Origin of the sequence: Pedobacter cryophilus (assembly GCF_005116455.1) — a bacterium.
Taxonomy (GTDB): domain Bacteria; phylum Bacteroidota; class Bacteroidia; order Sphingobacteriales; family Sphingobacteriaceae; genus Pseudopedobacter; species Pseudopedobacter cryophilum.
This window is the reverse complement of sequence record NZ_SWBP01000003.1, coordinates 482,867-506,637: the sequence shown is the minus strand read 5'-3', so window position 1 is coordinate 506,637 and position 23,771 is coordinate 482,867. Positions and strand designations below refer to the sequence as shown.

The 23,771-nt window shown below is 33.9% G+C and carries 21 protein-coding genes; 4 read left to right on the top strand and 17 right to left on the bottom strand.

Translation table 11 applies throughout. The annotated features are described in order from the left end of the window. Positions 1–177: 177 nt before the first annotated feature. From aroA to FA046_RS11285, 3 genes are all read right to left on the bottom strand, one after another. Positions 178–1,425, bottom strand: coding sequence for a 3-phosphoshikimate 1-carboxyvinyltransferase (aroA, locus tag FA046_RS11295; RefSeq protein WP_136826559.1), 1,248 nt, complete (start codon positions 1,423–1,425; stop codon positions 178–180). Continuing rightward, entirely contained in the window at positions 1,425–2,528 is a 1,104-nt protein-coding gene (locus FA046_RS11290) for a chorismate mutase (protein WP_136826557.1), read from the bottom strand. The genes aroA and FA046_RS11290 overlap by 1 nt, the downstream gene beginning before the upstream one ends. A 130-nt stretch (positions 2,529–2,658) precedes the next feature. Then, positions 2,659–3,489, bottom strand: a complete 831-nt coding sequence (locus tag FA046_RS11285; RefSeq protein WP_205943639.1) for a prephenate dehydratase — start codon at positions 3,487–3,489, stop codon at positions 2,659–2,661. Positions 3,490–4,039: 550 nt separating this feature from the next. Between FA046_RS11285 and FA046_RS11280 the strand changes: the two genes are divergently transcribed. Together FA046_RS11280 and FA046_RS11275 are read left to right on the top strand one after the other, a co-directional pair. Continuing rightward, a complete protein-coding gene (locus FA046_RS11280; protein WP_136826555.1) occupies positions 4,040–5,401 on the top strand; it encodes a 3-keto-disaccharide hydrolase in 1,362 nt (453 codons plus the stop codon). 12 nt (positions 5,402–5,413) lie between these two features. After that, positions 5,414–6,772: a Gfo/Idh/MocA family protein gene (locus FA046_RS11275; RefSeq protein ID WP_136826553.1), complete on the top strand. Its 1,359-nt coding sequence runs from the start codon at positions 5,414–5,416 to the stop codon at positions 6,770–6,772. A gap of 375 nt (positions 6,773–7,147) precedes the next feature. Here FA046_RS11275 and aroB read toward each other — a convergent pair whose 3' ends face one another. Both aroB and FA046_RS11265 read right to left on the bottom strand, forming a co-directional pair. Further along, positions 7,148–8,215 carry a 3-dehydroquinate synthase gene (gene aroB / locus FA046_RS11270; RefSeq protein WP_136826551.1) on the bottom strand — a complete coding sequence of 356 codons (1,068 nt, stop codon included), beginning with the start codon at positions 8,213–8,215 and terminating at the stop codon, positions 7,148–7,150. Then, complete coding sequence (locus FA046_RS11265) at positions 8,212–8,418, bottom strand: RNA-binding S4 domain-containing protein (protein ID WP_136826549.1); 207 nt, start codon at positions 8,416–8,418, stop codon at positions 8,212–8,214. The genes aroB and FA046_RS11265 overlap by 4 nt, the downstream gene beginning before the upstream one ends. A gap of 71 nt (positions 8,419–8,489) precedes the next feature. On the opposite strand from FA046_RS11265, the gene FA046_RS11260 reads away from it, so the two are divergent. Beyond that, complete coding sequence (locus FA046_RS11260) at positions 8,490–9,695, top strand: proline dehydrogenase family protein (RefSeq protein ID WP_136826547.1); 1,206 nt, start codon at positions 8,490–8,492, stop codon at positions 9,693–9,695. 73 nt (positions 9,696–9,768) lie between these two features. On the opposite strand, the gene FA046_RS11255 is transcribed toward FA046_RS11260, so the two are convergent. From FA046_RS11255 to FA046_RS11220, 8 genes are all read right to left on the bottom strand, one after another. Beyond that, positions 9,769–10,398, bottom strand: a complete 630-nt coding sequence (locus tag FA046_RS11255; RefSeq protein ID WP_136826545.1) for an HAD family hydrolase — start codon at positions 10,396–10,398, stop codon at positions 9,769–9,771. Positions 10,399–10,704: 306 nt separating this feature from the next. After that, positions 10,705–11,241: a DUF3347 domain-containing protein gene (locus FA046_RS11250; RefSeq protein ID WP_136826543.1), complete on the bottom strand. Its 537-nt coding sequence runs from the start codon at positions 11,239–11,241 to the stop codon at positions 10,705–10,707. A gap of 76 nt (positions 11,242–11,317) precedes the next feature. Next, a complete protein-coding gene (locus FA046_RS11245) occupies positions 11,318–12,526 on the bottom strand; it encodes an efflux RND transporter periplasmic adaptor subunit (RefSeq protein WP_169303352.1) in 1,209 nt (402 codons plus the stop codon). A 2-nt stretch (positions 12,527–12,528) separates the two neighbouring features. Next, complete coding sequence (locus FA046_RS11240) at positions 12,529–13,788, bottom strand: HlyD family efflux transporter periplasmic adaptor subunit (RefSeq protein WP_136826542.1); 1,260 nt, start codon at positions 13,786–13,788, stop codon at positions 12,529–12,531. Beyond that, positions 13,766–15,037 carry a TolC family protein gene (locus FA046_RS11235; protein WP_169303351.1) on the bottom strand — a complete coding sequence of 424 codons (1,272 nt, stop codon included), beginning with the start codon at positions 15,035–15,037 and terminating at the stop codon, positions 13,766–13,768. Before FA046_RS11235 ends, FA046_RS11240 begins: the two co-directional genes overlap by 23 nt. Continuing rightward, positions 15,003–16,928: an efflux RND transporter permease subunit gene (locus FA046_RS17545; RefSeq protein WP_136826538.1), complete on the bottom strand. Its 1,926-nt coding sequence runs from the start codon at positions 16,926–16,928 to the stop codon at positions 15,003–15,005. Before FA046_RS17545 ends, FA046_RS11235 begins: the two co-directional genes overlap by 35 nt. Next, entirely contained in the window at positions 16,921–18,222 is a 1,302-nt protein-coding gene (locus FA046_RS17540) for an efflux RND transporter permease subunit (protein WP_136826537.1), read from the bottom strand. Before FA046_RS17540 ends, FA046_RS17545 begins: the two co-directional genes overlap by 8 nt. 81 nt (positions 18,223–18,303) lie before the next feature. Continuing rightward, positions 18,304–18,744 (bottom strand): HYC_CC_PP family protein, encoded by a 441-nt coding sequence (locus FA046_RS11220; RefSeq protein ID WP_136826535.1) that lies wholly within the window; start codon positions 18,742–18,744, stop codon positions 18,304–18,306. A 196-nt stretch (positions 18,745–18,940) separates the two neighbouring features. On the opposite strand from FA046_RS11220, the gene FA046_RS11215 reads away from it, so the two are divergent. Beyond that, positions 18,941–19,201 (top strand): low affinity iron permease family protein, encoded by a 261-nt coding sequence (locus FA046_RS11215; protein ID WP_136826533.1) that lies wholly within the window; start codon positions 18,941–18,943, stop codon positions 19,199–19,201. 23 nt (positions 19,202–19,224) lie between these two features. Here FA046_RS11215 and FA046_RS11210 read toward each other — a convergent pair whose 3' ends face one another. From FA046_RS11210 to FA046_RS11195, 4 genes are all read right to left on the bottom strand, one after another. Then, a complete protein-coding gene (locus FA046_RS11210) occupies positions 19,225–19,659 on the bottom strand; it encodes an SRPBCC family protein (RefSeq protein WP_136826531.1) in 435 nt (144 codons plus the stop codon). A 138-nt stretch (positions 19,660–19,797) separates the two neighbouring features. Further along, positions 19,798–21,831, bottom strand: coding sequence for a S9 family peptidase (locus tag FA046_RS11205; protein ID WP_136826529.1), 2,034 nt, complete (start codon positions 21,829–21,831; stop codon positions 19,798–19,800). 277 nt (positions 21,832–22,108) lie between these two features. After that, a complete protein-coding gene (locus tag FA046_RS11200) occupies positions 22,109–22,480 on the bottom strand; it encodes a methylglyoxal synthase (RefSeq protein ID WP_136826527.1) in 372 nt (123 codons plus the stop codon). A 22-nt stretch (positions 22,481–22,502) separates the two neighbouring features. After that, positions 22,503–23,735: a nucleoside recognition domain-containing protein gene (locus FA046_RS11195; protein WP_136826525.1), complete on the bottom strand. Its 1,233-nt coding sequence runs from the start codon at positions 23,733–23,735 to the stop codon at positions 22,503–22,505. Positions 23,736–23,771: the final 36 nt, after the last annotated feature.

The following is a 23,771-nucleotide window of genomic DNA, read 5'->3' as shown; positions in this document are numbered from 1 at the left end:
ATCAAGTATCAAGATCTACCTACCATACATTATTTAATTTTATTTAATGATTAGAGCTATTGATAAAAATTTTGACGTATTAAGTATTAGTATCGAGACTTAATTCCAACTCAAACATAGTTTTTTAAGTTCTTGATACTTGATACTAATATCTTGCTGCTTAACACTAATATCTTGTTACTTAATTGAAAACCCTATCTTTTTAAAATCTTCCCAAAAATGTGGGTACGATTTTTCTACTACTTGGGATTCTTCTATTTTTACTTCCCCAATAATCATTGCCAAAGGTGCAAAAGCCATTGCCATTCTATGATCTTCGTAGGTTGTAATGCTAATTTCTTCGGGTATAACCATATCCAAACAATCTAACTGATAAATGTCTGCTTGTGTTTCAATTAATTTTACGCCAATTTTTGCTAGCTCTGTTTGTAGGGCAAAAATACGATCGGTTTCTTTAATTTTTAAGGTTTCTAAGCCTGTAAAACTAAACTCTTTTCCTAAAATAGCAGCGCAAACAATAACAGTTTGAGCCAAATCGGGACATTCCCTAAAATCTAATAACTGAGGTTTAATTTCTTGATGAATTTTCTCAATCACAATTCCGTCTTGCTCAAAAGTGGTATGCACTCCAAATAAAGTCATGATTCCAGCAACAGCGCTATCACCTTGTAAACTATCTTTTTTAAGGTTTGGAAGATGAATTTTAGCATTTTCTGCTAAAGCTGCCACACTGTACCAATAAGAAGCGGCACTCCAATCTGGTTCTATAGTAAGCGTTGTAGGTCTAAATTCCTGAGGTTGAATAGAAATAATATCGTTCTCCCAAGTATGGTTTATGCCGCATTGTGCCAACATGGCCAAAGTCATGTCTACATAAGGTTTTGAAGTTAATTCATCAATAATTTCTAATTCTAAGCCTTTTGGCAGCGAACTGGCTAATAAAAGCAAAGCGGTTAAAAATTGAGAACTAATGTCTCCTCTAATGGCAACACGAAGGTTTTTTTGCTCAAAAGGACCGTTAATAAAAACAGGAGGGAAGCCGTCGGTTTCTAGATAAGATAGATCGGCTCCTAAATTGGTTAAAGCATTTACTAAGGTGCCAATTGGGCGCTGCTTCATCCTGTCAGAACCGGTAATCTCTACTTGCTCTCCTTTAAAAGAAAAATAGGCGGTTAAAAAACGCATGGCAGTACCCGCTGGCCCAACGTTAATTACTTTTTTATCAGATTTAGATTCCCTATCCTGAGTTAAAATTTTATTCAGGGTCACCGTATCAGCAGCAGACGAAAGATTATTGATCATCACTTTTCCTTGGCTCAAAGCCGATAGAATAAGCGCTCTGTTACTTTCGCTTTTAGAGCCGGTTAAATTAATAACCTGCTCTTCTTTAAAATCTGATTTCTTTATAACAATAGCAGCAGACATTAGCTTAATGTAGCTTTAGTATTCATAATTGCTGTTTGTTTGCGGATAGATTCGCTGTGAATTAATTCCAGAATTTTTTCTGTAAACTCTTTTTCTAGTTTTAAAACAGAACCGTAAGCTGTTCTTTTATGTAAAATTTCATCCCATCTAGAAACCTGAAGAATGGTCACATCATTATCTCTTTTGAATTCTCCAATTTGCTCAACAATTTTCATTCTCTCGCCTAATTTTGTAAAAATCTGATCATCAAGCTTGTCAATTTTTTCTCTTAAAGAAGCCAGTTTATCAGTAAATTCTGGGTTTTTAGATTCGGGTTTACGTAAAACAAAACCGTCAATCATTTCGCTTAAAGCGGATGGGGTAACTTGTTGCTTAGCATCTGTCCAGGCTACAGAAGGATCTATGTGAGATTCAATCATTAAGCCTTGCATATCTAAATCTAATGCTTTTTGAGAAATGAAAGGTAATAATTCTCTATTTCCACAAATATGACTCGGATCATTAATAATAGGCAAATCAGGAACTAAAGTTTTTAAGCTGATGGCTAAATCCCACATTGGCTCATTTCTAAAAGCAGATTTTTCAAAAGAAGAAAATCCTCTGTGAATAGCTGCCAATTTAGTAATACCAGCTTGGTTAATACGCTCTAAAGCACCAATCCATAAAGAAAGATCAGGATTAATTGGGTTTTTAACCATTACCGGGATATCAACACCTTTTAAAGCGTCAGCAATTTCTTGTACTGTAAACGGGTTTACGGTAGATCTTGCACCAATCCAAAGAATATCAACACCAGCAGCTAAGGCTTCTTCCACATGTTTTGCAGTAGCAACTTCAACCGCAATAGGCAAACCGGTTTCTTGCTTAGCTCTGTTTAACCATTGCAAACCAATACTTCCAATACCTTCAAACTCTCCTGGGCGAGTTCTTGGTTTCCATATTCCGGCTCTTAAAACGCTTACTTTTCCGGTAGCTTTTAATAAATGAGCGGTGGCTACTAATTGCTCTTCGGTTTCGGCACTACATGGGCCAGAAATAATAAGTGGCTCATGAGTTACTTTAACCCAGCTACTTAATGGTTGTATATTTAGATTTAGTTTCATACTAGTTTGATTTGATCTTTGTTGATTTGTTGATTGTTAATTTGAAAATTTGATGATTAACCTATTTATCTTTTCTTTTTTTATTCATTCAGACTGCCGTCTGCGGACTACACACTGTGGACTTCTTAAATTAAACCTTATCATTCTTTACATATTCGCCCATGATGCTAAAGTTGATAGTGTGCTTTACAATTCTACGGATGGCATCTTCGTAATTTTTGGTGTCGTTCCATTCTATGTCAACATAAAAGTTGTATTCGTTTCTTCTACCTAAAACGGGCATAGATTGAACTTTACTCATATTGATATCTAACTCGGCTAAAATATTTAATACTTTAACTAAAGAGCCTGCATCATTTGTAACTTGAAAACATAATGAAGCTTTATTGAAATTTTCTACCTCCGTTTGTTTATCTGTTAAGATTAAAAAACGGGTATAATTTTTTTTGTTTGATTCTATTCTTCTCTCCAGAATTTCTAAACCATAAAGTTTAGCGGCTAAAGTGTTGGCAATGGCAACGGTATCAGTTAATTGCTCTTCTTTTATTTTTTTAGCGCAGGCTGCGGTATCGCTACTTTCAACCACTTTTAAATGTGGAAATTCATCTAAAAAATCATTACACTGGCGTATCGCAATAGGGTGTGAGGTTACTGTTTTAATGTCCTCAAACTTTACTCCGGGTAAAGCCATCAAATGAAGTTGGATAGGTAAATATACCTCGCCAATAACAGGGAAATTATATTCCCTTAGTAAAGTGTAATTGGGTAATAAGCTGCCGGCAATACTATTTTCTATAGCCATTACCACAAAATCAGCTTCTTGTTGTTCTAATTTTTGAAAAGTTTGTTTAAAAGAATTGCATTCTATGGTTTCTATATCCTCTCCAAAAAATTTAAAAGCAGCTTCTTCGTGAAATGAAGCTCTAATTCCTTGAATGGCAACTCTTTTTTTTATTTCCATTTTTTTATACAAAAAAACCCGGCCTGTTGGGCCGGGTTCGTTAATCTTTTATATTTTACAACATAAATCCCCGGCTCTTATTTTTTATAATAAAAGTAACCGAAGTAATATGTAGTGTTTAATTTCATTTTTGTTTTCTTGTTGTCAAATGTACACACTTATCATTAACCTACAAGTAAAAAGTAAATTTTTTTTATATTTTTTTAATAAGTGCAAATTTCAATTTGAACATAAGTTGCTTTTAATAGTATTTATTGAAAGAATTTAGACTTTTTTCTAATAGGGTTTTGTGTATAAAAAATGAGATTAACTTATTTTATTGACTGAAATTTTATTGAAAAATGGATGCTTTATATTGAAGCTGATTTATTTGATTTAGTTTCAATTAAATGCTTTTTTAAGTTTCGCAAAGGGTTGCGTAGAAAACAAGGATTTAAATAGCTATAACAGAAACTTTTTATTTTATTTACTTTATTAATAACCAATTATTCACAAAAACGATAACCTTATCATTTTGTGTTAAAAACAAAACAAATTATTTATATAAAACATGACGAAATTTAAATCGGTAACAAGCATTTTATTCTTGTTGTTTTGTGTGTCAGTATCGGCACAAGGCCAAGTAAAATGGCAAAATCTTTTCAACGGCAAAGATTTACAAGGTTGGAAACAACTTAATGGTAAAGCCAAATATGAAGCAAAAAATGGCGAAATCATTGGAACAACAGTGAGTAATGAGCCTAATTCTTTTTTATCTACAGAGAAAACTTACGGCGATTTTATTCTTGAATTTGAGCTATTGGTTGATAATTCTATGAATTCTGGCGTACAGTTTAGAAGTTTAAGCAAAGCTGATTATAGCAATGGAAGAGTGCATGGTTACCAAGTAGAAATTGATCCATCAGACAGGGCTTACAGCGGTGGTATTTATGATGAAGCCAGAAGAGGCTGGTTGTACACCATGGATATTAATCCAGAAGGGAAAAAGGCTTTTAAGAAAGATACATGGAATAAATACAGAATTGAATGTATTGGAACCAGTATTAGAACATGGGTAAACGGCATTCCAACGGCACATGTAATTGATGATGTAACTACTGAAGGTTTTATTGCTTTACAAGTTCACTCGATAGGTAAAACTGATGTACCCGGAAAGCAAATTAAATGGAGAAATATTAGAATAGCTACAGAGAATTTAAAATCATCTCCATTAGATCATATCGCGGTAGCAAATTTTGTAACCAATGATTTATCAGCACAGGAAAAGAAAAATGGTTATAAATTTTTATGGGACGGAAAAACCACTAAAGGATGGAGAGGAGCTTATAAAGCTACATTTCCAGAAAAAGGATGGGAAATTAAGGATGGTATTTTAAGTGTTCAAAAATCTGGTGGAGCCGAATCTACCAATGGAGGAGATATTGTAACAGAAAAAGAATACAGTGCCTTTGAAATGAAGTTTGATTTTAAATTAAGTGAAGGTGCAAATAGCGGGGTGAAATTTTTTGTAACAGAAGCTGAAGGAAATAAAGGATCGGCAATTGGGTTAGAATATCAAATTTTAGATGATGCCAAACATCCTGATGCTAAATTAGGTAGAGATGGCAACAGAACTTTAGCATCATTATATGATTTGATGACGGCTAAAAAACCAGGGAATGGAATAAAACAAATTGGGCAATGGAACCAAGGAATTATTAGGGTTAACCCCGATAATAAAGTGGAATATTTTTTAAACGGATTTAAAGTTTTAGAATTTGTTAGAGGTTCTAAAGAGTTTTTAGATTTAGTAGCGATTAGCAAATATAAAGATTGGCCAAACTTTGGAATGGCATCAAAAGGACGAATCCTTTTACAAGATCATGGAGACAGTGTAGCTTTCAAAAGCATCAAAATTAAAGAACTTAATTAAGCCTTTATATTAATGGAAAATTCAAGAAGAAAATTTATCAAGCAAACGGCTGTGGCATCAGCAGGAGTTTATTTAGGGAGTTTAGGATTTAGCGCAAAAAGTTATGGTAGAATTTTAGGCGCAAATGATAGGGTAAGGGTAGCTGCAGTTGGTTTTTCTGATCGTTTTAAACAAACCTTATTACCTTGTTTTTTAAATCATAACAAAGAATTAAATTTTGACATGGTAGCAGTTTCAGATTTATGGAAACTAAGAAGAGAAGAGGGGCAAGCTTATTTAAAAGAAAAAACTGGCAACGATATTAAAGCTTTTAGAAACAATGATGAGCTGTACCAAATGAAAGATTTGGATGCCGTTATAGTCAGCACTGCCGATTTTCAACATGCTTTACATGCCATAGAAGGGGTGAAAGCAAATTGTGATGTTTACTGCGAAAAGCCTTTTGCAGAAACTATGGATGATAATAAAGCTGCTTTTAAAGCCATTAAAGCATCAGATAGGATTGTTCAAATTGGTTCTCAAAGAAGAAGCGGCAGTAATTATATGGCGGCTGAAAAATTCATCAAAGAAGGAAAATTTGGAGACATAACCATGGTAGAATTAACTTGGAATGTAAACCAACCCGGCAGATGGCGAAGACCTGATTTAGTAGCAAAATGTAAGGAAGAAGATACTGACTGGAAACGTTTTTTAATGAACCGACCTTATGAAGCTTGGGATCCTAGAAAATATTTAGAATATAGATTGTTTTGGCCATATTCATCAGGAATGCCTGGGCAATGGATGTCGCACCAGATTGATACCGTACATTGGTTTACAAACTTGCAACATCCAAGAAGTGTGGTAGCTAACGGTGGAATTTATCAGTGGAAAGATGGACGAAGAAATTGGGATACCACAACCGCAGTATTTGATTATGGTCCACAAGATGATTTAACCAAAGGTTTTCAGGTAACTTTTGGGTCTAGAATGCATAATGGTGATGAGCGCCCAGCAGAGATTTATTATGCTAACGGTGGTGAATTAAATCTTATTACCAATAAAGTTTCTCCTTTAGGTGGATTGTCTGAAAGACATGCATCAGCAATGGGAATGAAACCTAATTTGCTTCCAGAACTAAATTTGACCGAAAAAGTTGAAAAAGTTGTGGCATCAGCAAACACAGGTGCTGATCCTTTAACTTCTGGTCATGTGCGTAATTGGATGGAATGTATAAGAAGTAGAAAACAGCCTAATGCGCCTGTAGAAGCTGGTTATTACCATTCTATTGCTAATATTATGACTAATGCGGCGGTTAGAACCGGCGCTAAAGCTACTTTTGATGTTAAAACGCAGGAAGTAATTGCTAATGGTAAGGTTTTTAAATATTAATTGATTACTAAGTTATTTTTTGCCACGAATTTCACGAATGAACACTAATCTGGGTATAATCAGATGTAAATGTGTCATCTGTTTTTATAGGTAAAGTTTAAAACACAAAGGACGCAGAGCGTAAAATCTTTGCGTCCTTTGTGTTTCCCTCCGCGTTCTTTGCGTGAAATCAAAAATTTTGTTGTTTTTCTTTTATAACAAAGAGTAAAAATTTTTTTGCCACGAATTTCACGAATGAACACTAATCTGGGTTCAGACCTAGTGAAATTGAGAAATTTTTTCTTATAGGCAAAGTTTAAAATAAAAGGACGCAGAGAGTTAAATCTTTGCGTCCTTTGCGGTTTAATTCTTAGCGTTCTTTGTGTTAAACAGAAACTAAAACTCTAGATTTCTATAAAACTCTAAACTTTCTTTAATCAAATTGTTATCAACCAACAAATTAATTTGGCAGTTGCCAATTTTATTAGGTAAAGAGAAATTGATGTTTCCAGATGTGTTTTTCTTGTCTTGTTTCATGATTTCTAGCAGTTGCTCATCAATACCTTGTTTCATTTTATAATGATCAAAATACTTTAAGAAAGCAGCACTAATAGCTTCTAAATCAGTTTCGGGTAAACCAATTAATTCTTTAGCTAAGTAAGCTTCGCAAATCATTCCAATGGCAATAGCTTCGCCATGTAAAAGAGAATTTTTCTCGTTACTTAACGACCATGATTCTATGGCATGACCAATGGTATGACCATAATTTAAGGTTTTTCTGATTCCTTTTTCAAAAGGATCTTCTAATACAACCTTATTTTTAATGGCTATAGATTTTTGTATTTGATCTTCAGATATTTCACGAGCATTTTCTAATTGAATAATCTCTTGAAAGAAATCTGCATCAGCAATAATTCCGTGTTTAATGACCTCGGCAAAGCCAGAAGTAATTTGTCGGTCTGAAAGTGTTTTTAAGAAATCTGTGGCAATAATTACAGCTTGGGGTTGTGCAAACGTACCAATCACGTTTTTCACATTTTCCATATCTATACCTGTTTTTCCGCCAACAGAAGCATCAACCTGAGAAAGTAAAGTGGTTGGAATTTGTAAAAAATCTATTCCTCTTTTAAAAGTAGAAGCGGCAAAACTTCCCATATCAGTCACTACTCCACCACCTAAATTAATTAATAAAGCGCTTCTATCAGCTTCAAAATCCAGCAACATTCGCCAAATTCCTATGCAAAAATCAATGGTTTTATTTTCTTCGCCATTAGGCACTTCTATAATGTCGAATTCGGTTAAATCTGGTAATTTAGCTTGTAAAACGGGTAAACAATGTTCGCCAGTTAACTCATCTGTCAGAATAAATATTTTAGAATAGTTTCTTTCAGCCAATAAATCAGTTAAGCTTTGTAAGCTATTATCAAAATATATAGTGTAATTATTGCTTTCTATGGAGTTCATATTACTTTGATTTTCTGATTGTTAAATTCAATGATGTCTCCTTTTCTAACTTTTAGTCTTTTACGGTAATCGGTAACACCATTGTATTTTACCATACCATCTAAAACTACCATCTGTGCTTCTCCACCAGATGAAACCAAATCAGTAGCTTTTAAAAGCTGAATGAGGGGGATAAATTCTCCTTCTAAAATAAATTCTATCATGTTGGGCAAACTTACAAAAAACAGAAACGTTGTATGCTATATTGAGAAATGATTTTATAATTTTACCTTTTATGTCTAATCCAATTATAGTGAATTCAGTAAATAAAGCAAACTTATCATTTGATGATACAGCCATCGCGTTTAAGCATCAAAATAATAAAGATTTAAAGCAGTCTTTTTGGTTATTTAAATTGATTAGCAATAACCTCTTGGTAAAAATAGGTCCGTTTTTTACTAAAGCGGCTTTGGCCATTAAATTGCCAATTTCTGGGTTAATTAAGGCTACCATTTTTAAGCAATTTTGTGGTGGAGAAACCATTGCCGAATGCACTCAAACCATAAAAAAGTTAGCTGATGCAGGTGTAGGAACTATTTTAGATTATTCGGTAGAAGGTGAGGATGAGGAATTAGTTTTTGATTTAACGGCGCAAGAAATTATTAATACCATAAAAAAAGCTGTAGAAATGCCAACGGCTATTCCCTTTTGTGTGTTTAAAGTTACCGGAATTGCTAGGTTTGGATTGTTGCAGAAAATAAATGCCAAAGAAGAGCTTAAAGATTATGAAAAATTAGAGTGGGAAAAGGCTTTAAGCCGAGTGGAAAATATTTGCAAAACAGCTTATGATGCGCAAAAACATTTGATGATAGATGCCGAAGAAAGCTGGATTCAGGAAGTAATTGATGATTTGGCTTTACAAATGATGCGAAAGTTTAATAAAGAGAAAGCCATTATTTTTAACACTTATCAGTTATACAGACATGATAAATTAGCCGATTTGATTAGCGATACCACTTTAGCCCAAGTAGAAGGTTTTTTATTGGGTGCAAAACTAGTACGTGGGGCTTATATGGAAAAAGAGCGTAGAAGAGCAGAAGAGATGGGTTATTCTTCTCCAATACAGCCTGATAAAGCCAGTACAGATAGAGATTATGATTTGGCAGTAGCTTTTTGTGTGGATCATTTAAACCAAATTTCTTTTGTTGCCGGTACACATAACCAACACAGCTGTTTGTTATTGACTGAAAAAATGGAGCAACAACAAATTCCGCATCACCAAAGCCAAGTTTATTTTTCTCAGCTTTTAGGCATGAGTGATAATTTGAGCTTTAACCTTTCCAACGCTGGTTATAATGTGGCTAAATATGTGCCTTATGGGCCAGTTAAAGCTGTTTTACCTTATTTGTTTAGAAGAGCGGAAGAAAATACCGCCATTGCAGGGCAAATGGGAAGAGAGTTGAGTTTGATTGCTAAGGAAATGAAAAGGAGAGGTTTGTAGGGATAATCCTTGGATTATCCTTAAATATATAAGCAGGTAAACAAATAAAAAAGGGATAATCCGAGGATTATCCCTACGAAATTTTGTCTTTAAAGAACTCCTGTATAGTATCAGGATACGTCATTAAATAAGTTTGAATTCCCATGTTTGTGGCAGTTTCTAAATGTTGCGGACTATCATCGATAAACAAGGTCTCTTGTGGATCAAGATTGTTTTCGCTAAGTAACTGTTCAAATATTTCTTTGTTTGGTTTACGTTTGCCAACTAAATGAGAGTAATAAATCTTTTCAAAAAAGACTTCATTTCCATCTATATTAAATTGTCTTTTTAGATAATTATTGATGTAATCTAAGTGAATTTCATTAATGTTACTCAATAAGAAAGTGCGGTATTTTTGCTTGACTTGAAGTAATAATTCATGGTTTCCTTTGGGAACGCCAATTAATAAAGAATTCCAAGTATGGTCTATTTGTTCATCAGTGAGGTTAGGATGTTCGGAGATTTCTCTAATTCCATCTCTAAATTGTGCAGCTGTAATTTCTCCTTTTTCAAACTGATTAAATATAGGATGCTGTGTTTTATGCGCATAAAAACTCTCTACATTATTAATTCCCAAAGCATTGAAAGCAGCTTGAGTACGTTTAAAATCAATAGTAAAAATTACGTTTCCGTAATCAAAAATTACGTTTTTAATATTTTGCATTAATGTTTTGTTTTAAACCACAAAGTAAACAGAGAAATTCACAAAGTACGCAGAGAGATAAAATCTTTTACATTTCTTAATTCTCCAATAATCTGTCAAATCCTTATAATCCGAGTTAAAAATTAGTGAAATTAGCTTAATTCGTAAAATTCGTGTTAAACCACAAAGTAAATAAAGAAATTCACAAATTACACAGCGTTAAAAGTTAACTGAAATTCAACTGTGTAATCTGTGAAATCCTTATAATCCGTGTTAAAAAATTCGTGGAATTCGGTTAATTCGTGAAATTCATGTCTAAAATTCGTGTTACTTAATTTCTTCTTCTACACTTCCACATTTTAACATAGAAGCACCATAATAAGGATTGTTAATTTTACTTTCGCTAGCTAACCAATAACCGCCTTTACCATCATTTGCCATTGGGCAAAATTGCTTGTAAACCACTCCAGATTCTATTTTTGCCTTCTTTAAAGTCTCGGCTAAAGCAATAGATAAAGGATTTAATTTTTCTCTTTTAGATTTAACATCAGCAGCCTTAGTTAATTGACTGGCTAACGCAGCTTCAGTTTTCATACCTGCATCCGTTAAAGCTTTTTCTAACATTTTAGCACCCATATCAGCTTCTTTAGCATCGTTATTTACTAAAGCAGTTTTTAAATGGATATAATGCTGATAAACTTCATTCACTTTTGCATCAGCAAATTTAGGATTGATACTCTGTTCAGCGCTTTCTTCAGTTGCATCTACTTGTTTGTTTTCTGCTGTTTTATCAGTTGCATTAGTGCAACCAACCGCTGTGTAAACCATACTTGCCAGGGCTAAACCCATTACGTAATTTTTCATTTTTCTATTATTTATTAGTTAGTTATTTTTTGGTTTGTTAGGTGTCTTCAAATCAACACATCATCAAATTTTCAAATCAATTCAGCTCTAATTCAGCTATGCCACCTTTTTTTAATATCAATTCACTGCTCAATAAATATGCCCCAGTTATTACTACTTCATCACCATTTTTTATTCCGCTTTTAACGATTACAAATTTTTCATTTTCTGAACCAATTTCTATCATCCTAATTTCAAAAGTGTTATTTCCGGTTTTTACCCAAATATAATTTCCTTTTTCGTCTCTTAAAACAGCATCATTAGGTAAAGATATGATGTTATTTTTACTGAAATAAGGTAAACTTAAATTAGCCTGCATGCCAGGTTGAAACTTGTTTCCCAAATTATTGATATTGGTTCTTATAGTAATAATTTGACTGTTACTTTCTAATTGCGGACTAATGAATTCTATTTTTGATTTGATAGGCTCGTTTTCATATCCCAAAACACTAATATTAATGCTCTGACCAATTTTTACATCTGCAATTTCTGATGGATAGATATCAGCTTCTACCCAAAGTTGATTTAAATTTTCGATTTTAAAAACCGGAGAACCTTCTGCAACATATTGCCCTTCGCTAATGTTTATTTCTGAAATTACGCCACCAATTGGAGCAAAAACCGTGATATAAGGATTGGTTTGTTGGTTTACAGATAATTTATTAATTTGATTTTCTGAATAACCATAAAGCTTTAGTTTATTTTTAGAAGCACTGAGTAGGTTTCCATAAATATTTTCTTGAGGAAAAGCTTTTTGCTGCTTGATATTTAAGATATAGTCTTTTTGCAGCGTCAGTAATTCCTCACTATAAATCTTATAAATAGGCTGGCCTTTATTAATTTTTACGCCAGCTTCCTGGTAGAAAAGTTGATCCACTCTACCTGCAAATTTACTTGATACAATAGCTGTATTTAAAGGATTAATCACCAAACGGGCATTAATTAATTTAGCATTTTCAAAGTTAGAGCCGCCAATTTTTTGAGTTTTAATATTGGCTAGTTTAATTTGAGCATCGCTTAGCATCAAACCTTTACTTTTTCCTTGAGCGTTTACTTTTACTAAATCCATTCCGCAAATAGGGCAAGTGGCCGGATGATCTTCCACAATTTGAGGATGCATTGGGCAAGTGTAAGTTTCTTTTGCTTCGGTTGTTTTAGCTTCATCAGTTTTCTTCTTTTGATCATTAGAGCAAGCCAAAAAACTCAGAAATAATATCGAAAACAAAATATATTTTAAAATTTTCATCTCTAGTTGGTTTGAATAAAACTTTCGGTATCAATTAAATAACTGGCATTAACTGCAATCTCATCACCTTCCTTTAACCCAGTTTTTATTAAAAAATGAGTTCCTGCTTTTTCTGAAATACTTACTTCTAAAGGTTTTAAAGTATTTCCATTTTTAATGAATACAATATTTTTTTCGCCAAGCTGATAAACTGATTTTGCAGGAATCCAACGGCCAAAAACTTGAGGCTTTACAATGGTTGCTTTTAATAATTCGCCAATTCTGAATTCATTAGCCATGTTTTTAAGATAAACTCTAATAACACTATAATTTTGTCCGTCGTTATAAAAAGGCTGAATTAAATCTATTCTAGCATTCGTTGTTTTTCCGTTTTTACTGGAAATTTGAATAAGGTTTTTCTCTTTAATAAGATGAGATTCATCAGGATTGCTATAAAATTCGGCCCAAACTTCTTGCTGGTTAAATAGTTTAAATAGCACTTGTCCTAAACTCACATATTGCCCTTCTACCATATTTACAGGCTTGTTGTCTACAATTGTTGCGCTTGTTTGTTGCCCCATTTCATCAGAAGAAATCGCTTTTGTTGTTGATGAAATAGATGCAGGATTTACTAAATAACCCGAAGCAGGACTGTAAACTGCAATTTTATAATTGGTTTTCCCTGATCTTAATACCTCGTTAATTTGATTTTCTGAAACACCTAATAAACGAAGTTTTGTTTTAGCTTGTTCTAAAAGCGATAAATCTCCTTTTGTTTTTAAGTACAATAATTCTTGTTGGGCAGCGGCTAAATCAGGACTATAAATTTCCATAATTTTTTGGCCTTTACTCACCATTTGATAATTATACTTCACATATAATTTTTCAATTCTGCCGTTAATACGAGAAGAAATTGTTTTCATATTATTGGTGTTATAACTCACCACACCATTTAAAATTAAAGTGTCACTAACTGTGGATGAACTAACTTTAAAGGTTTTTATATTACTCACTACTGCTTCATCAGAAGGTTGAAGCAAAGCGGCTAAGTTGGTATCTACCTCTAATTTTAAATCTTGCGAATGCATAGGCACTAAATCCATTCCGCAAATAGGGCAGGTGTCAGGTTGGTCCTTTATAATTTGCGGGTGCATTGGGCAAGTATATTGTTGTGCATCCTTGTTTTCTGAAGTTTTTTTATCCCCATTACAAGCTATCAAAACAAAAGTTGCCAGGCATAAAATTGCGATGATGTTGAATCTATCTTTCCACATTTTTTTCATATTCGGCTAGTGTTTGATAATAATTGTTTAGCAACATCAGGTATTCTAACTGGCTGTTGTTAATCTCTTTCCAAGAATCTAAAACCATGGGTAATTCTTCTTTATTTTCTTGATAGTTGAGCAAAACCACATCGTAGCTTTTTTGCAAAGCAGGTATTAATTTACCTTCAAAAAGCTGAAGTTGGTGCTGAATATTTGCTAATTTTTCTTCCTGACTTTTAATCATTCCGGTTAAATTATTCATTAAACTTTCCTTTTGTAATTGCATGGCGGCAACATCAAATTGGTTGGCTTTTAGTTTTGATTTGTAAGATTTAGCCGCCCAAGGTGCAATTGGAATACTTACGCCTCCCATTAATGAAAACTGGTTGGGCATGGTATTATTATAAGTAATCATGTGGTCAAACTGAATGCTAAACTCTGGTTTTGCCTCGCTGGCAATCATTTTATTTTCTAATGCTAAGCTTTTAATTTGTGCATCAACTTGTTTTACATTACTTCTGTTCTCAACTATGTCGCTCACGTTTTTATTGAGCTCATTTAAACGGTAATCTTTAAGGCTATCTAACTTAAAATCAATGTTTTTAGGCCTGTTCATTAAGGTGTTTAATTTTATTTTTCCTATCTGGATATTAGCCTCCGTATCACTCAACTTATTTTGAAGTTCAAAAATTCGAGCTTCCATCATAAAAATCTGACTTAAACTAGCCTTGTTATAAGCATATCTTATTTCGGCCAATTTTTTTAGGTTTTGGAGAATTTGAAGATTTTTTAAAAAATAATTCAACTGCTTTTGAGCTATTAAAACATCAAAATAAGTAGAACGAGCCATTGCTCTTAATTCGTTAAAATTCTCGGCTTTAGCCTCTGAGGTAATTGCCGATTGCGTATTTAAATAATTTTCAAAAGCTTTAATTTTTGCTTTACTTGGGATTTTTTGTTCGGCGGTAAGCATAAAAGAACCGTCTTGCTGATTTCTAGGTTGTGAAAAATTATTATAAGGAGTCATAAAAGTAGAAACGCCAACCATGGGCGCCATCCAAGCTGATGCACCACTTACCAAAGCATTCTGACTATTAATTTGTTGATCATACATTTTAAGTTCAGGATTATGCTGTTGAATTTTACTCAAAACAGAGTCTAGAGTCAACACTTCTTGCCCAAAACTAATTGCCGATATGCAAATCATCAGCGTAAGCGAAAAAAGAGATTTTTTAATGTTTAACATCCAACACCTCCAGCTTTCCATATTTTTTAAGTTCATATTCTTTGTTCATTAAAAATATTAAAGGGGTCACCAATAAAATATGAGTAGACGAGGTTAAAACTCCGCCAATCATTGGTAAAACAATGGGTAGCATCACATCGCTTCCCACACCGTTACTCCATAAAACAGGAATTAAACCAAATAACGCAACACAAACGGTCATAATTTTTGGCCTTAAGCGTTTAGCTGCACCCATAATTACATATTGTTTAAGATCTTCTTTGGTAATGGTTTCTTTAGAATTTCCTTTCTCTTTAACCAATTGTTGCATGGCATCATTTAAATAAATGACCATTACCACGCCGGTTTCTACGGCTATTCCAAAAAGGGCAATAAAGCCAACTGCTACCGCGATGGATAAGTTTACACCATAAAAGTAAACCATGTAAGCCCCGCCAATTAAAGCAAAAGGAATGGTGATTAAGCTTAAAAACGCTTCTCTGATAGATTTAAAGGCTAAATAAAGGGCTAAAAAAATGATGATTAAAACAATGGGCAAAATCATTAATAATGTTTTTTCTCCTCTGATCAGGTTTTCATACTGGCCGCTCCATTCAATAAAATAGCCTTTTGGCAGGTTTAATTCACTGTTTAAAACATCAATAGCTTCTTGAACGGTAGTTCCTAAATCTCGATCTCTTACATTAAACATCACTGCGCCTCTTAATAAAGCGTTTTCAGAAGTAATCATTGGTGGGCCATCGGCAAACTTAAAATCTACAACCGATGAAAGCGGAATAATACCTGCATCTGGCGAGTTAATGGGAATACGTTTTAGTTTCTCTAAACTGTTTCTGTAATCTTGCCCCAATCTCATAGAAATGCCAAATCTTTGTCTGCCTTCTATGGTATTAGCAAAAGGAACGCCTCCAATTGCAGCTTCTACAGTCTGGTTTACATCATCAATATTTAAACCGTAGCGAGATAGTTCATCTCTTTTGATGTTGATTTCTAAATATTTCCCTCCGGTAACTGGTTCTACATATAAATCTTTTACTCCGGTAATATTTGCTAATTGCGCTTTAATTCTTTCTTCAACCTGGTAAATACTATCTAAATTTTGTCCGTAAACTTTTACGCCAACATCTGTTCTAATACCTGTTGAAAGCATGTTTATACGATTAATGATGGGTTGAGTCCATCCGTTTACCACCCCCGGGATTTGCAGTTTGGCATCTAACTCCTCAATAATTTTTTTCTTAGTCATGCCTTCACGCCATTCATTTTTGGGCTTAAGCATAATAATGGTTTCAATCATACTAATAGGAGAGTTGTCTGTAGCGGTATTGGCTCTGCCAGCTTTTCCTAAAACCTGTGCAACTTCTGGTGTGTTTTTAATAATCTTATCCTGAACCTGCAATATTCTTTTGATTTCGGCATTAGAAACATCAGGAAGGGTGACAGGCATAAATAAAATAGATTGCTCGTCAAGCGGGGGCATAAACTCTCTTCCCAAACTAAATAATAGAGGAATACTGATTAATAAAGCCAAAATATTGATTCCTAAAGTGGTTTTTCTATATTTTAAACAAGCTTTAATTGCAGGCTCGTAAATACGTTCTAAAAACCTGTTGATTGGATTTTCATGATCTGATTTAAATTTTCCTTTCATAAAAAAGGAAATTAAAACCGGCGCTAAAGTGACCACTAAAAGCGCATCAACCAAAAGAATAAAAGTTTTGGTGTAGGCTAAAGGATGAAATAGTTTTCCTTCTTGTCCACCCAATAAAAAGACAGGTAAAAAGGATGCTATAATGATGATAGTTGAATAAAAAACACCTCTTGAAACTTGTTTACAAGCCCTTTCTATGATATTTAAACGTTCTTGATTGTCAAGTTTAACGTAATCTTTATTTTTTGATTTCTTAAACATCGCTCTTATTCATTAAGTGTTCCTGATTTAATTCTGCTTGTCTTACAGCCAGTTGTTTGTAAGCATTTTCTGCCATGATGATTCCGTTGTCAACAATAACACCAATAGCCAAGGCAATTCCGGTTAAAGACATAATGTTAGAACTGATATCAAAAGCATTTAAGAAAATGAAACTTGCCGCAATGGTAATTGGAATTTGAATGATGATGCTGATGGCACTTCGCCAATGCAATAGAAATATGATAACGATGAGTGAAACCACTATCATTTCTTCAATTAATGTGTTTTTGATACTGCTGATAGATTCTTTAATTAATCCGCTGCGGTCGTAAACAATATTAAAATTTACGCCTTCTGGTAATCCTTTAGCTGCCTCCGTCATTTTTGCTTTTACATTGGTAATTACTTCATCGGCATTTTCGCCATAACGCATTACCACAATTCCGCCTACGGCTTCGCCTTTTCCATCTAAATCAAAAATTCCTAACCTGCTTTCGCCAGCCATCTGAACATTGGCTATGTCTCTTATTTTTACAGGGATGCTATTATTAGTTTGGATAGGAATATTTTCTATCTCTTCGATAGATTTTAGGTAGCCTGATGTTTTAATGATATAGCCCATATCACTCTGCTCAAATTTTCTTCCACCGGCTTCGTTATTATTGCTGTTTACGGCATTCATTACTTGCGGAATTCCTAATTTGAAATAGGCCAATTTATTTGGATCTAAAGTAATTTGATATTGCTTTTGAAAGCCACCAAAAGAAGCAATTTCACTTACGCCTTCAACATTTTGCAGGGCAAATTTTACATACCAATCTTGAATGGCTCTTTGTTCGCCTAAATCCATTCCGTCTGTTTCTAAAGTGTACCAAAGAATGTGGCCAACGCCAGTACCATCAGGACCTAAAGAAGGTGCAACATCTTTTGGAAGCGTACTTTTTACGGTACTTAATTTCTCTAATACTCTAGATCTTGCCCAATAAGTATCCACATCATCTTTAAAAATAACGTAGATAAAGCTCATTCCAAACATAGAATTGGCTCGTACATATTTCACCTGCGGAATACCTTGTAAGCCGGTAACTAAAGGATAAGTGATTTGGTCTTCAATAATTTGCGGACTTCTACCTTGCCATTCTGTAAACACAATCACTTGGTTTTCAGATAAATCAGGAATAGCATCAATCTTGTTGTTTTGGATAGCAAAAATTCCGAATCCAAATATGATGGCGGCTACCAACAGTACCACAAATCTATTGCGAAGTGATAGTGAAATCAGTTTCTCAATCATTTTAAAAAAATAAAGTAAAAAATAAATGGAGGATAAACGCTAAGGAATTAGCTATTATCAGTAATATAGAATAGGTGAAGTCTAATTACGAAATTGTTGGAATAAGATATAAAGGCCTTTTTGAAGTAAAGGAAAGAGGGAATAGTCGTTTTCTTGATCATCAGATTCTTCTTCGTTACCAAAAGAAAACAAGGAGATGAAATAACTTTTTAAGAAGGTTATAGAAGTTAAAATTGAGCCTTCTTTTTTTGCTTTGGTATCAGTAATTTTAATTTCTGATTTAGCTTTAATTTGCTGGTTTTGGCAGCAGGTATCAACCTTTTTTAGAGAGGTTTTTTGAGCTTTCTCATCGCAAGCAACTTTAGAAGTTGGCATTGCCATCATACAATCTGAAGCATCTTGCTTCATGCTCACATTTTGTAATTGCCCGGCACAATAATGTAAATTCACTGTTAACCCAGATGATGTGGTAAACACCATCAAGCAAAGCAGAAGAATTAAACTGTGACGAAAAATTTTCATTGTTACAAAAATAAACTAATTTATTTTATTTAACACAATTTTTTATTTAGAACAGGTGTTAAAAATTGTTAAGCATTATTATGGCACATTAAATGCATGGTGAACGTTAAATTAATGTTAATTCTTAGTGGTAATTAAGTTATTGTTAAGGATATGTTAATTAGCGTTCTTGTTTTATGCAACCTATTTTTGTCAAATGCCATCAACAAACATCCATTTAGATGCTTTTAAGAATGATCTTATTTATTTAATTAAAAAGGTTAAAGATATTCAACCAAATTTAGGTGCTTATATAGAGCATTTCCATTATAATGAAAATGTGATTATTATTAAGTTAACCAATGGCTTTTTAAAGGTTAATGAATTGATTTTACAAAATCACCAAATTGGAATAGAAGATATTACTGAAAAGGAATTGGTTCAAATTGGCGCAACTTTTGAAAAAACCTTGTTGTAAAGAAACCGAAGGTTTCTTTTTTATCATCTCTCCATAATTAGTTTTATACTTTCTATAAACTCGTCCATTCCACTTTTAGAATGCTGATAAACTTCCTCATTAGCATATCCTTCTTGAATCCAAGTAAATTCTGTTTGATTGTTTCTCTTGTCGGCTAATAAGTAAGTTACTTTTGAATAGTTTTCGGGTTTATCTTCCATTCCAGAAAAGCCACTCCAATAGCTATAACTCAATTTTGTTGTTGGAATGTTTTCAGTAATTACCCCATGATCTTTGTATTGGTGACCATCATAATCTCCTTGGAAAATAATTTCACTCCCAACTTTCCAATCAGTGATGGTCTCTGTCCCAAATAAATATTCCTTTATAATTTGAGGGTTTGTTAATACCTCCCAAACTCTATTTCGGTTGGCATATACAATTACAGATTTTGATACTACTAAGTTGTGATTCATCATTTATTTAAATTTTATGGAAGCGTTATTTCTAACTATATTTTTAGACTTAAAGCTTAATTATACCCAATTTCATTTATTGTTTGCATAAAAAACGCTGCCAATATTCAAGAATTTGGCAGCGTAAATTAATATTAAAAGTTATAAAGTTTCTTTTAACCAGCTAAAGAATTCTCGTTGCCAAACTATTCCATTCTGACCGCTTAAAACCCAGTGGTTTTCTTCGGGTAAATAAAGCAATTTACTTTTGATTCCTTTGAGTTGAGCTGCCTGAAAAGCTTCTAAACCTTGTTCAATAGGTACACGATAGTCTATCCCGCCTTGTACAATCATAATTGGAGTGTTCCAGTTTTTTACAAATTCCATTGGATTAAAATCTTTGTATGATTTTGGAGAATTATCACCCCAGTAAGGTCCACCAATGTCTTTATTTGCGAAAAATAATTCTTCAGTAGTACCATACCAGCTTCTTAAATCAAATAATCCATCGTGAGAAATAAAGGTTTTAAATCTGTTTTGGTGAATTCCGGCTAACATAAAAACCGAGTAGCCTCCATAACTTGCACCCACACAACCTAACCTGTTTTTATCTACATAAGGTTCTTTTGAAATCTCGTCAATTGCAGATAGGTAATCTTTCATGGCTTGGCCACCCCAATCTCCACTAATTTGTTTATTCCATTCAACTCCATTTCCTGGCATTCCTCTGCGGTTTGGCGCTACAACAATATAACCTTGAGCAGCCATTAATTGAAAATTCCATCTAACAGAATAAAACTGAGATAAGGCAGATTGCGGCCCACCTTGGCAATATAAAAGTGTTGGATATTTCTTAGCAGGATCAAATCCAGGAGGGTAAATTACCCAAGTTAACATGTCCTTACCATCTGTAGTTTTAATGGTTTTGGCTTCAATTTCACTCATGGCCACACCCGCATAAGTTGCTTCATTTACTTTGGTTAAGGCACTGAGGTTTCCGGTTTGTAAATCAACTTTAAATAATTCTGCGGCATGGTTCATATCTGTTCTAGAAACTACCATAGTGTTTCCACTTTGCCCAACAATTCCGTTAATGTCCCATCTGCCTTGTGTTATTCTCTTAATGTTGGCGGCTGTATTTCTAGAAAGGTCTTTGTTTAAAGTGATCTCAAAAAGTTGTTCCGTACCTTTTTCTACAGCTAAAAAGTAAATTTTAGATTGATCTGTACTCCAAACAAAACTAGCCACCGTTTCATCCCAATCTTTGGTTAAATTATGGCAAACATTGGTTTTGTAATCAAAAACCATAATGTCGTTTTTATCTGCTTCGTAACCATCTTCTACCATACTTGTCCAAGCTAAACGAGAACCATCTTTATTAAAAAGTGGTTGCGTATCATAGCCCAACATTCCATCAGTTAGGTTATAAGTTTGTTTATTGGCAATATCATATTTGTAAATATCTGTATTGGTGCTTTGTGCATAAGCTTTGCCATATTTCTTTTTGGAAACATAAATAATCGATTTTCCATCTGGCGACCAAGTGATATCTTCAATTCCTCCAGAAGGTTTTTGAGGTGTATCATAAGGCTCATCTTTCATAATATCTACAGCTTCGCCAATATTTCCATTATTAAAAGGAGCATAAAACACATGTGAATACTTTCCATCTTCCCAAGTATCCCAATGGCGATAATTTAAATCTTCGTAAATTAAAGCGTTGGCTTTAGGTAAATCCGGATATTTCTCATTTCCTACATTTTTGATAATGGGAACATCTTTTGTGAAAAGGATATAATCTTTATTTGGCGAAAGTATTACATTTTCTAATCCTTCTTTTTCATTAGTCAATTGTTTAATGGCAGAGCCATCAGCGTTCATATCAAAAAGCTGACCTTTGTAGGTGTAGATTAATTTACCAGTTTTTTGATCTACCGTCAAAATTGATTCACTTCCTGCGGTTGTTGTAATTTGTTTAGCTACGCCTCCAGTTAATGGAATGCTGTATAAATTTCGTTCACTTTTGTTGGCCGCTAAATCATAATTAGAAACTCCAAAAAGTACATTTTTTTGATCGGCAGTTAAGGTTTCACCACTTACTCGTCCTAATTTCCATAACAACTCTGGTGTCATGCTTTTTTGTGCCCAGCTTTGTTGGGAAAGGAGGAGTAAACCTGCAAAAAGTATTTTTTTCATGTGATTTTAATTTGAGTTAGCATTTAAAATGGTGGAAATAAAGTTAAGGCTTAATTTTAACTAATCTTTTAAAATGATTTTTGTAATCTTTTAACCACTGATTAAGGGTTAAAAATAATGCCAATAATGGTTTGTGATAATTGATGAATGTGGTAAATAGCAGTGCCGCGGCCCGGATAGTAAGGGCAGCCATGCAATGGCTGGTTAAGCTTTTTTTCAAAAAGCTTAACGGCACCCCTGAACAGCCGGTTAAGCCGCCCAAATATTTATTTAAAATTTATTGCTGCGCTAAACCATATAATAAAAGTGCTGCAGTTGCAGGGTTAGTAGCTAAAGGGACATCGTGGGCATCGCATATTCTCATCAGCATTTGAATATCTGGCTCATGCGGATGTTTACCCAAGGGATCTCTAAAAAACAAGATGGCATCTAACAAACCTTCGGCTGCCATGGCTGCAATTTGTGCATCGCCACCGTTAGGGCCGCTTAATTTTTTATTTACCTGCAAACCAGTTTGTTCAATAAGTCCTCCTGTAGTGCCGGTTGCGGTTAATGCCATTGTTGAAAAAATCTCGAAATGCTCTTTTACAAAGGCAACAATTTCGGCCTTTTTACCATCATGAGCAATAAGGGCAATTCTTCTTTTCATTTCTTTATTCTTTTAATATTAACTAGCCAAAAAACATATATGATATGGCTATGGCAGCGGTTACTCCGGCTAATTCTGCCAAAAGAGCTGCTGGTAAAGCATGTCGGGTTTTTTTGATGGCTACCGAACCAAAATAAATAGCTAAAACATAAAAAGTAGTTTCTGTAGAACCTTGAATTACGCAGGCTACTCTTGATGGAAAACTATCAGCCCCGGTGGTATTCATTAATTCTACCATTAAGCCACGGGCACCACTACCACTTAAGGGCTTCATAAATGCGATGGGTAGTGCAGGTACAAAACCGGTATCGAAACCTAAAAAAGCTACAAAAGAGCCAATTCCCTGCACTATAAAATCTAAAGTTCCTGATCCTCTTAAAACACCAACAGCAACCAATATTCCAACCAAATAAGGAATAATTTTTACCGAAATTTCGAAACCTTCTTTTGCACCGTCAATAAAGGTTTCAAACACATTTATTTTTTTGAAAAGTGCCAAAGTAATAAAGGAAATGATGATACTGAACAACATGACGTTGCCAACAACGCCAGAAACCACGTTAATTTGATCTGGTGATAGGGTAGTGAAATAGTATAATGTACCACCAATAATTAATGCTGCTGTGCCTAAATAAGCCAGAATTGTTTTTTGAAAAAGGTTAATTCTTTGATAAATGGCAGTAACTATTAAACCTACTAATGTAGAAAAGAAGGTTGCCAGTAAACAAGGAATAAAAATATCTGAAGGATCTGCCGCTCCTGCGGTTTTTCTGAACGCCATGATACTGGTTGGAATCAATACTAAACTAGAAGCGTTAAGCACCAAAAACATGATTTGCGCATTGGAAGCAGTTTCTTTATCAGGATTTATTTCTTGCAGCTCTTTCATAGCTTTTAAACCTAAAGGAGTGGCTGCGTTGTCTAAACCTAACATATTGGCCGAAAAATTCATTAAAATGGAACCTAATGCAGGGTGATTTTTTGGGACTTCTGGAAAAATTTTACTGAAAAAAGGACCTACAATTTTGGCGAAAATGTTAATCATCCCACCTTTTTCTCCAATTTTCATGATGCCTAACCAAAAAGTCATTAAGCCAATTAAGCCTAAAGAAATTTCGGCACCTGTTTTAGACATCTCAAAAGTGCTGCTCACAATGGTTTGAAAAATTTGGTAATCTTGAAAAAAGATGAGTTTAACCAGCGCTACTACAAACGAAACCAAAAAGAAAGCAATCCAAACGTAATTTAAAGCCATATTTATTAATTGTTTCTAAAGGTTATAAAGATTTTG

Excerpts from the sequence above, each read along its gene's own strand:
- FA046_RS11280 (WP_136826555.1), top strand. The coding sequence starts at position 4,040 with ATGACGAAATTTAAATCGGTAACAAGCATTTTATTCTTGTTGTTTTGT.
- FA046_RS11215 (WP_136826533.1), top strand. The coding sequence starts at position 18,941 with ATGCCATCAACAAACATCCATTTAGATGCTTTTAAGAATGATCTTATT.
- FA046_RS11220 (WP_136826535.1), bottom strand. The coding sequence starts at position 18,744 with ATGAAAATTTTTCGTCACAGTTTAATTCTTCTGCTTTGCTTGATGGTG.
- FA046_RS11285 (WP_205943639.1), bottom strand. The coding sequence starts at position 3,489 with ATGGAAATAAAAAAAAGAGTTGCCATTCAAGGAATTAGAGCTTCATTT.
- FA046_RS11210 (WP_136826531.1), bottom strand. The coding sequence starts at position 19,659 with ATGATGAATCACAACTTAGTAGTATCAAAATCTGTAATTGTATATGCC.
- aroA (WP_136826559.1), bottom strand. The coding sequence starts at position 1,425 with ATGTCTGCTGCTATTGTTATAAAGAAATCAGATTTTAAAGAAGAGCAG.
- FA046_RS11260 (WP_136826547.1), top strand. The coding sequence starts at position 8,490 with ATGTCTAATCCAATTATAGTGAATTCAGTAAATAAAGCAAACTTATCA.
- FA046_RS11290 (WP_136826557.1), bottom strand. The coding sequence starts at position 2,528 with ATGAAACTAAATCTAAATATACAACCATTAAGTAGCTGGGTTAAAGTA.
- FA046_RS11200 (WP_136826527.1), bottom strand. The coding sequence starts at position 22,480 with ATGAAAAGAAGAATTGCCCTTATTGCTCATGATGGTAAAAAGGCCGAA.
- FA046_RS11265 (WP_136826549.1), bottom strand. The coding sequence starts at position 8,418 with ATGATAGAATTTATTTTAGAAGGAGAATTTATCCCCCTCATTCAGCTT.
- FA046_RS11195 (WP_136826525.1), bottom strand. The coding sequence starts at position 23,735 with ATGGCTTTAAATTACGTTTGGATTGCTTTCTTTTTGGTTTCGTTTGTA.
- FA046_RS11250 (WP_136826543.1), bottom strand. The coding sequence starts at position 11,241 with ATGAAAAATTACGTAATGGGTTTAGCCCTGGCAAGTATGGTTTACACA.
- FA046_RS11235 (WP_169303351.1), bottom strand. The coding sequence starts at position 15,037 with ATGGAAAGCTGGAGGTGTTGGATGTTAAACATTAAAAAATCTCTTTTT.
- FA046_RS17540 (WP_136826537.1), bottom strand. The coding sequence starts at position 18,222 with ATGATTGAGAAACTGATTTCACTATCACTTCGCAATAGATTTGTGGTA.
- FA046_RS11240 (WP_136826542.1), bottom strand. The coding sequence starts at position 13,788 with ATGAAAAAAATGTGGAAAGATAGATTCAACATCATCGCAATTTTATGC.
- FA046_RS17545 (WP_136826538.1), bottom strand. The coding sequence starts at position 16,928 with ATGTTTAAGAAATCAAAAAATAAAGATTACGTTAAACTTGACAATCAA.
- FA046_RS11255 (WP_136826545.1), bottom strand. The coding sequence starts at position 10,398 with ATGCAAAATATTAAAAACGTAATTTTTGATTACGGAAACGTAATTTTT.
- aroB (WP_136826551.1), bottom strand. The coding sequence starts at position 8,215 with ATGAACTCCATAGAAAGCAATAATTACACTATATATTTTGATAATAGC.
- FA046_RS11275 (WP_136826553.1), top strand. The coding sequence starts at position 5,414 with ATGGAAAATTCAAGAAGAAAATTTATCAAGCAAACGGCTGTGGCATCA.
- FA046_RS11205 (WP_136826529.1), bottom strand. The coding sequence starts at position 21,831 with ATGAAAAAAATACTTTTTGCAGGTTTACTCCTCCTTTCCCAACAAAGC.
- FA046_RS11245 (WP_169303352.1), bottom strand. The coding sequence starts at position 12,526 with ATGAAAATTTTAAAATATATTTTGTTTTCGATATTATTTCTGAGTTTT.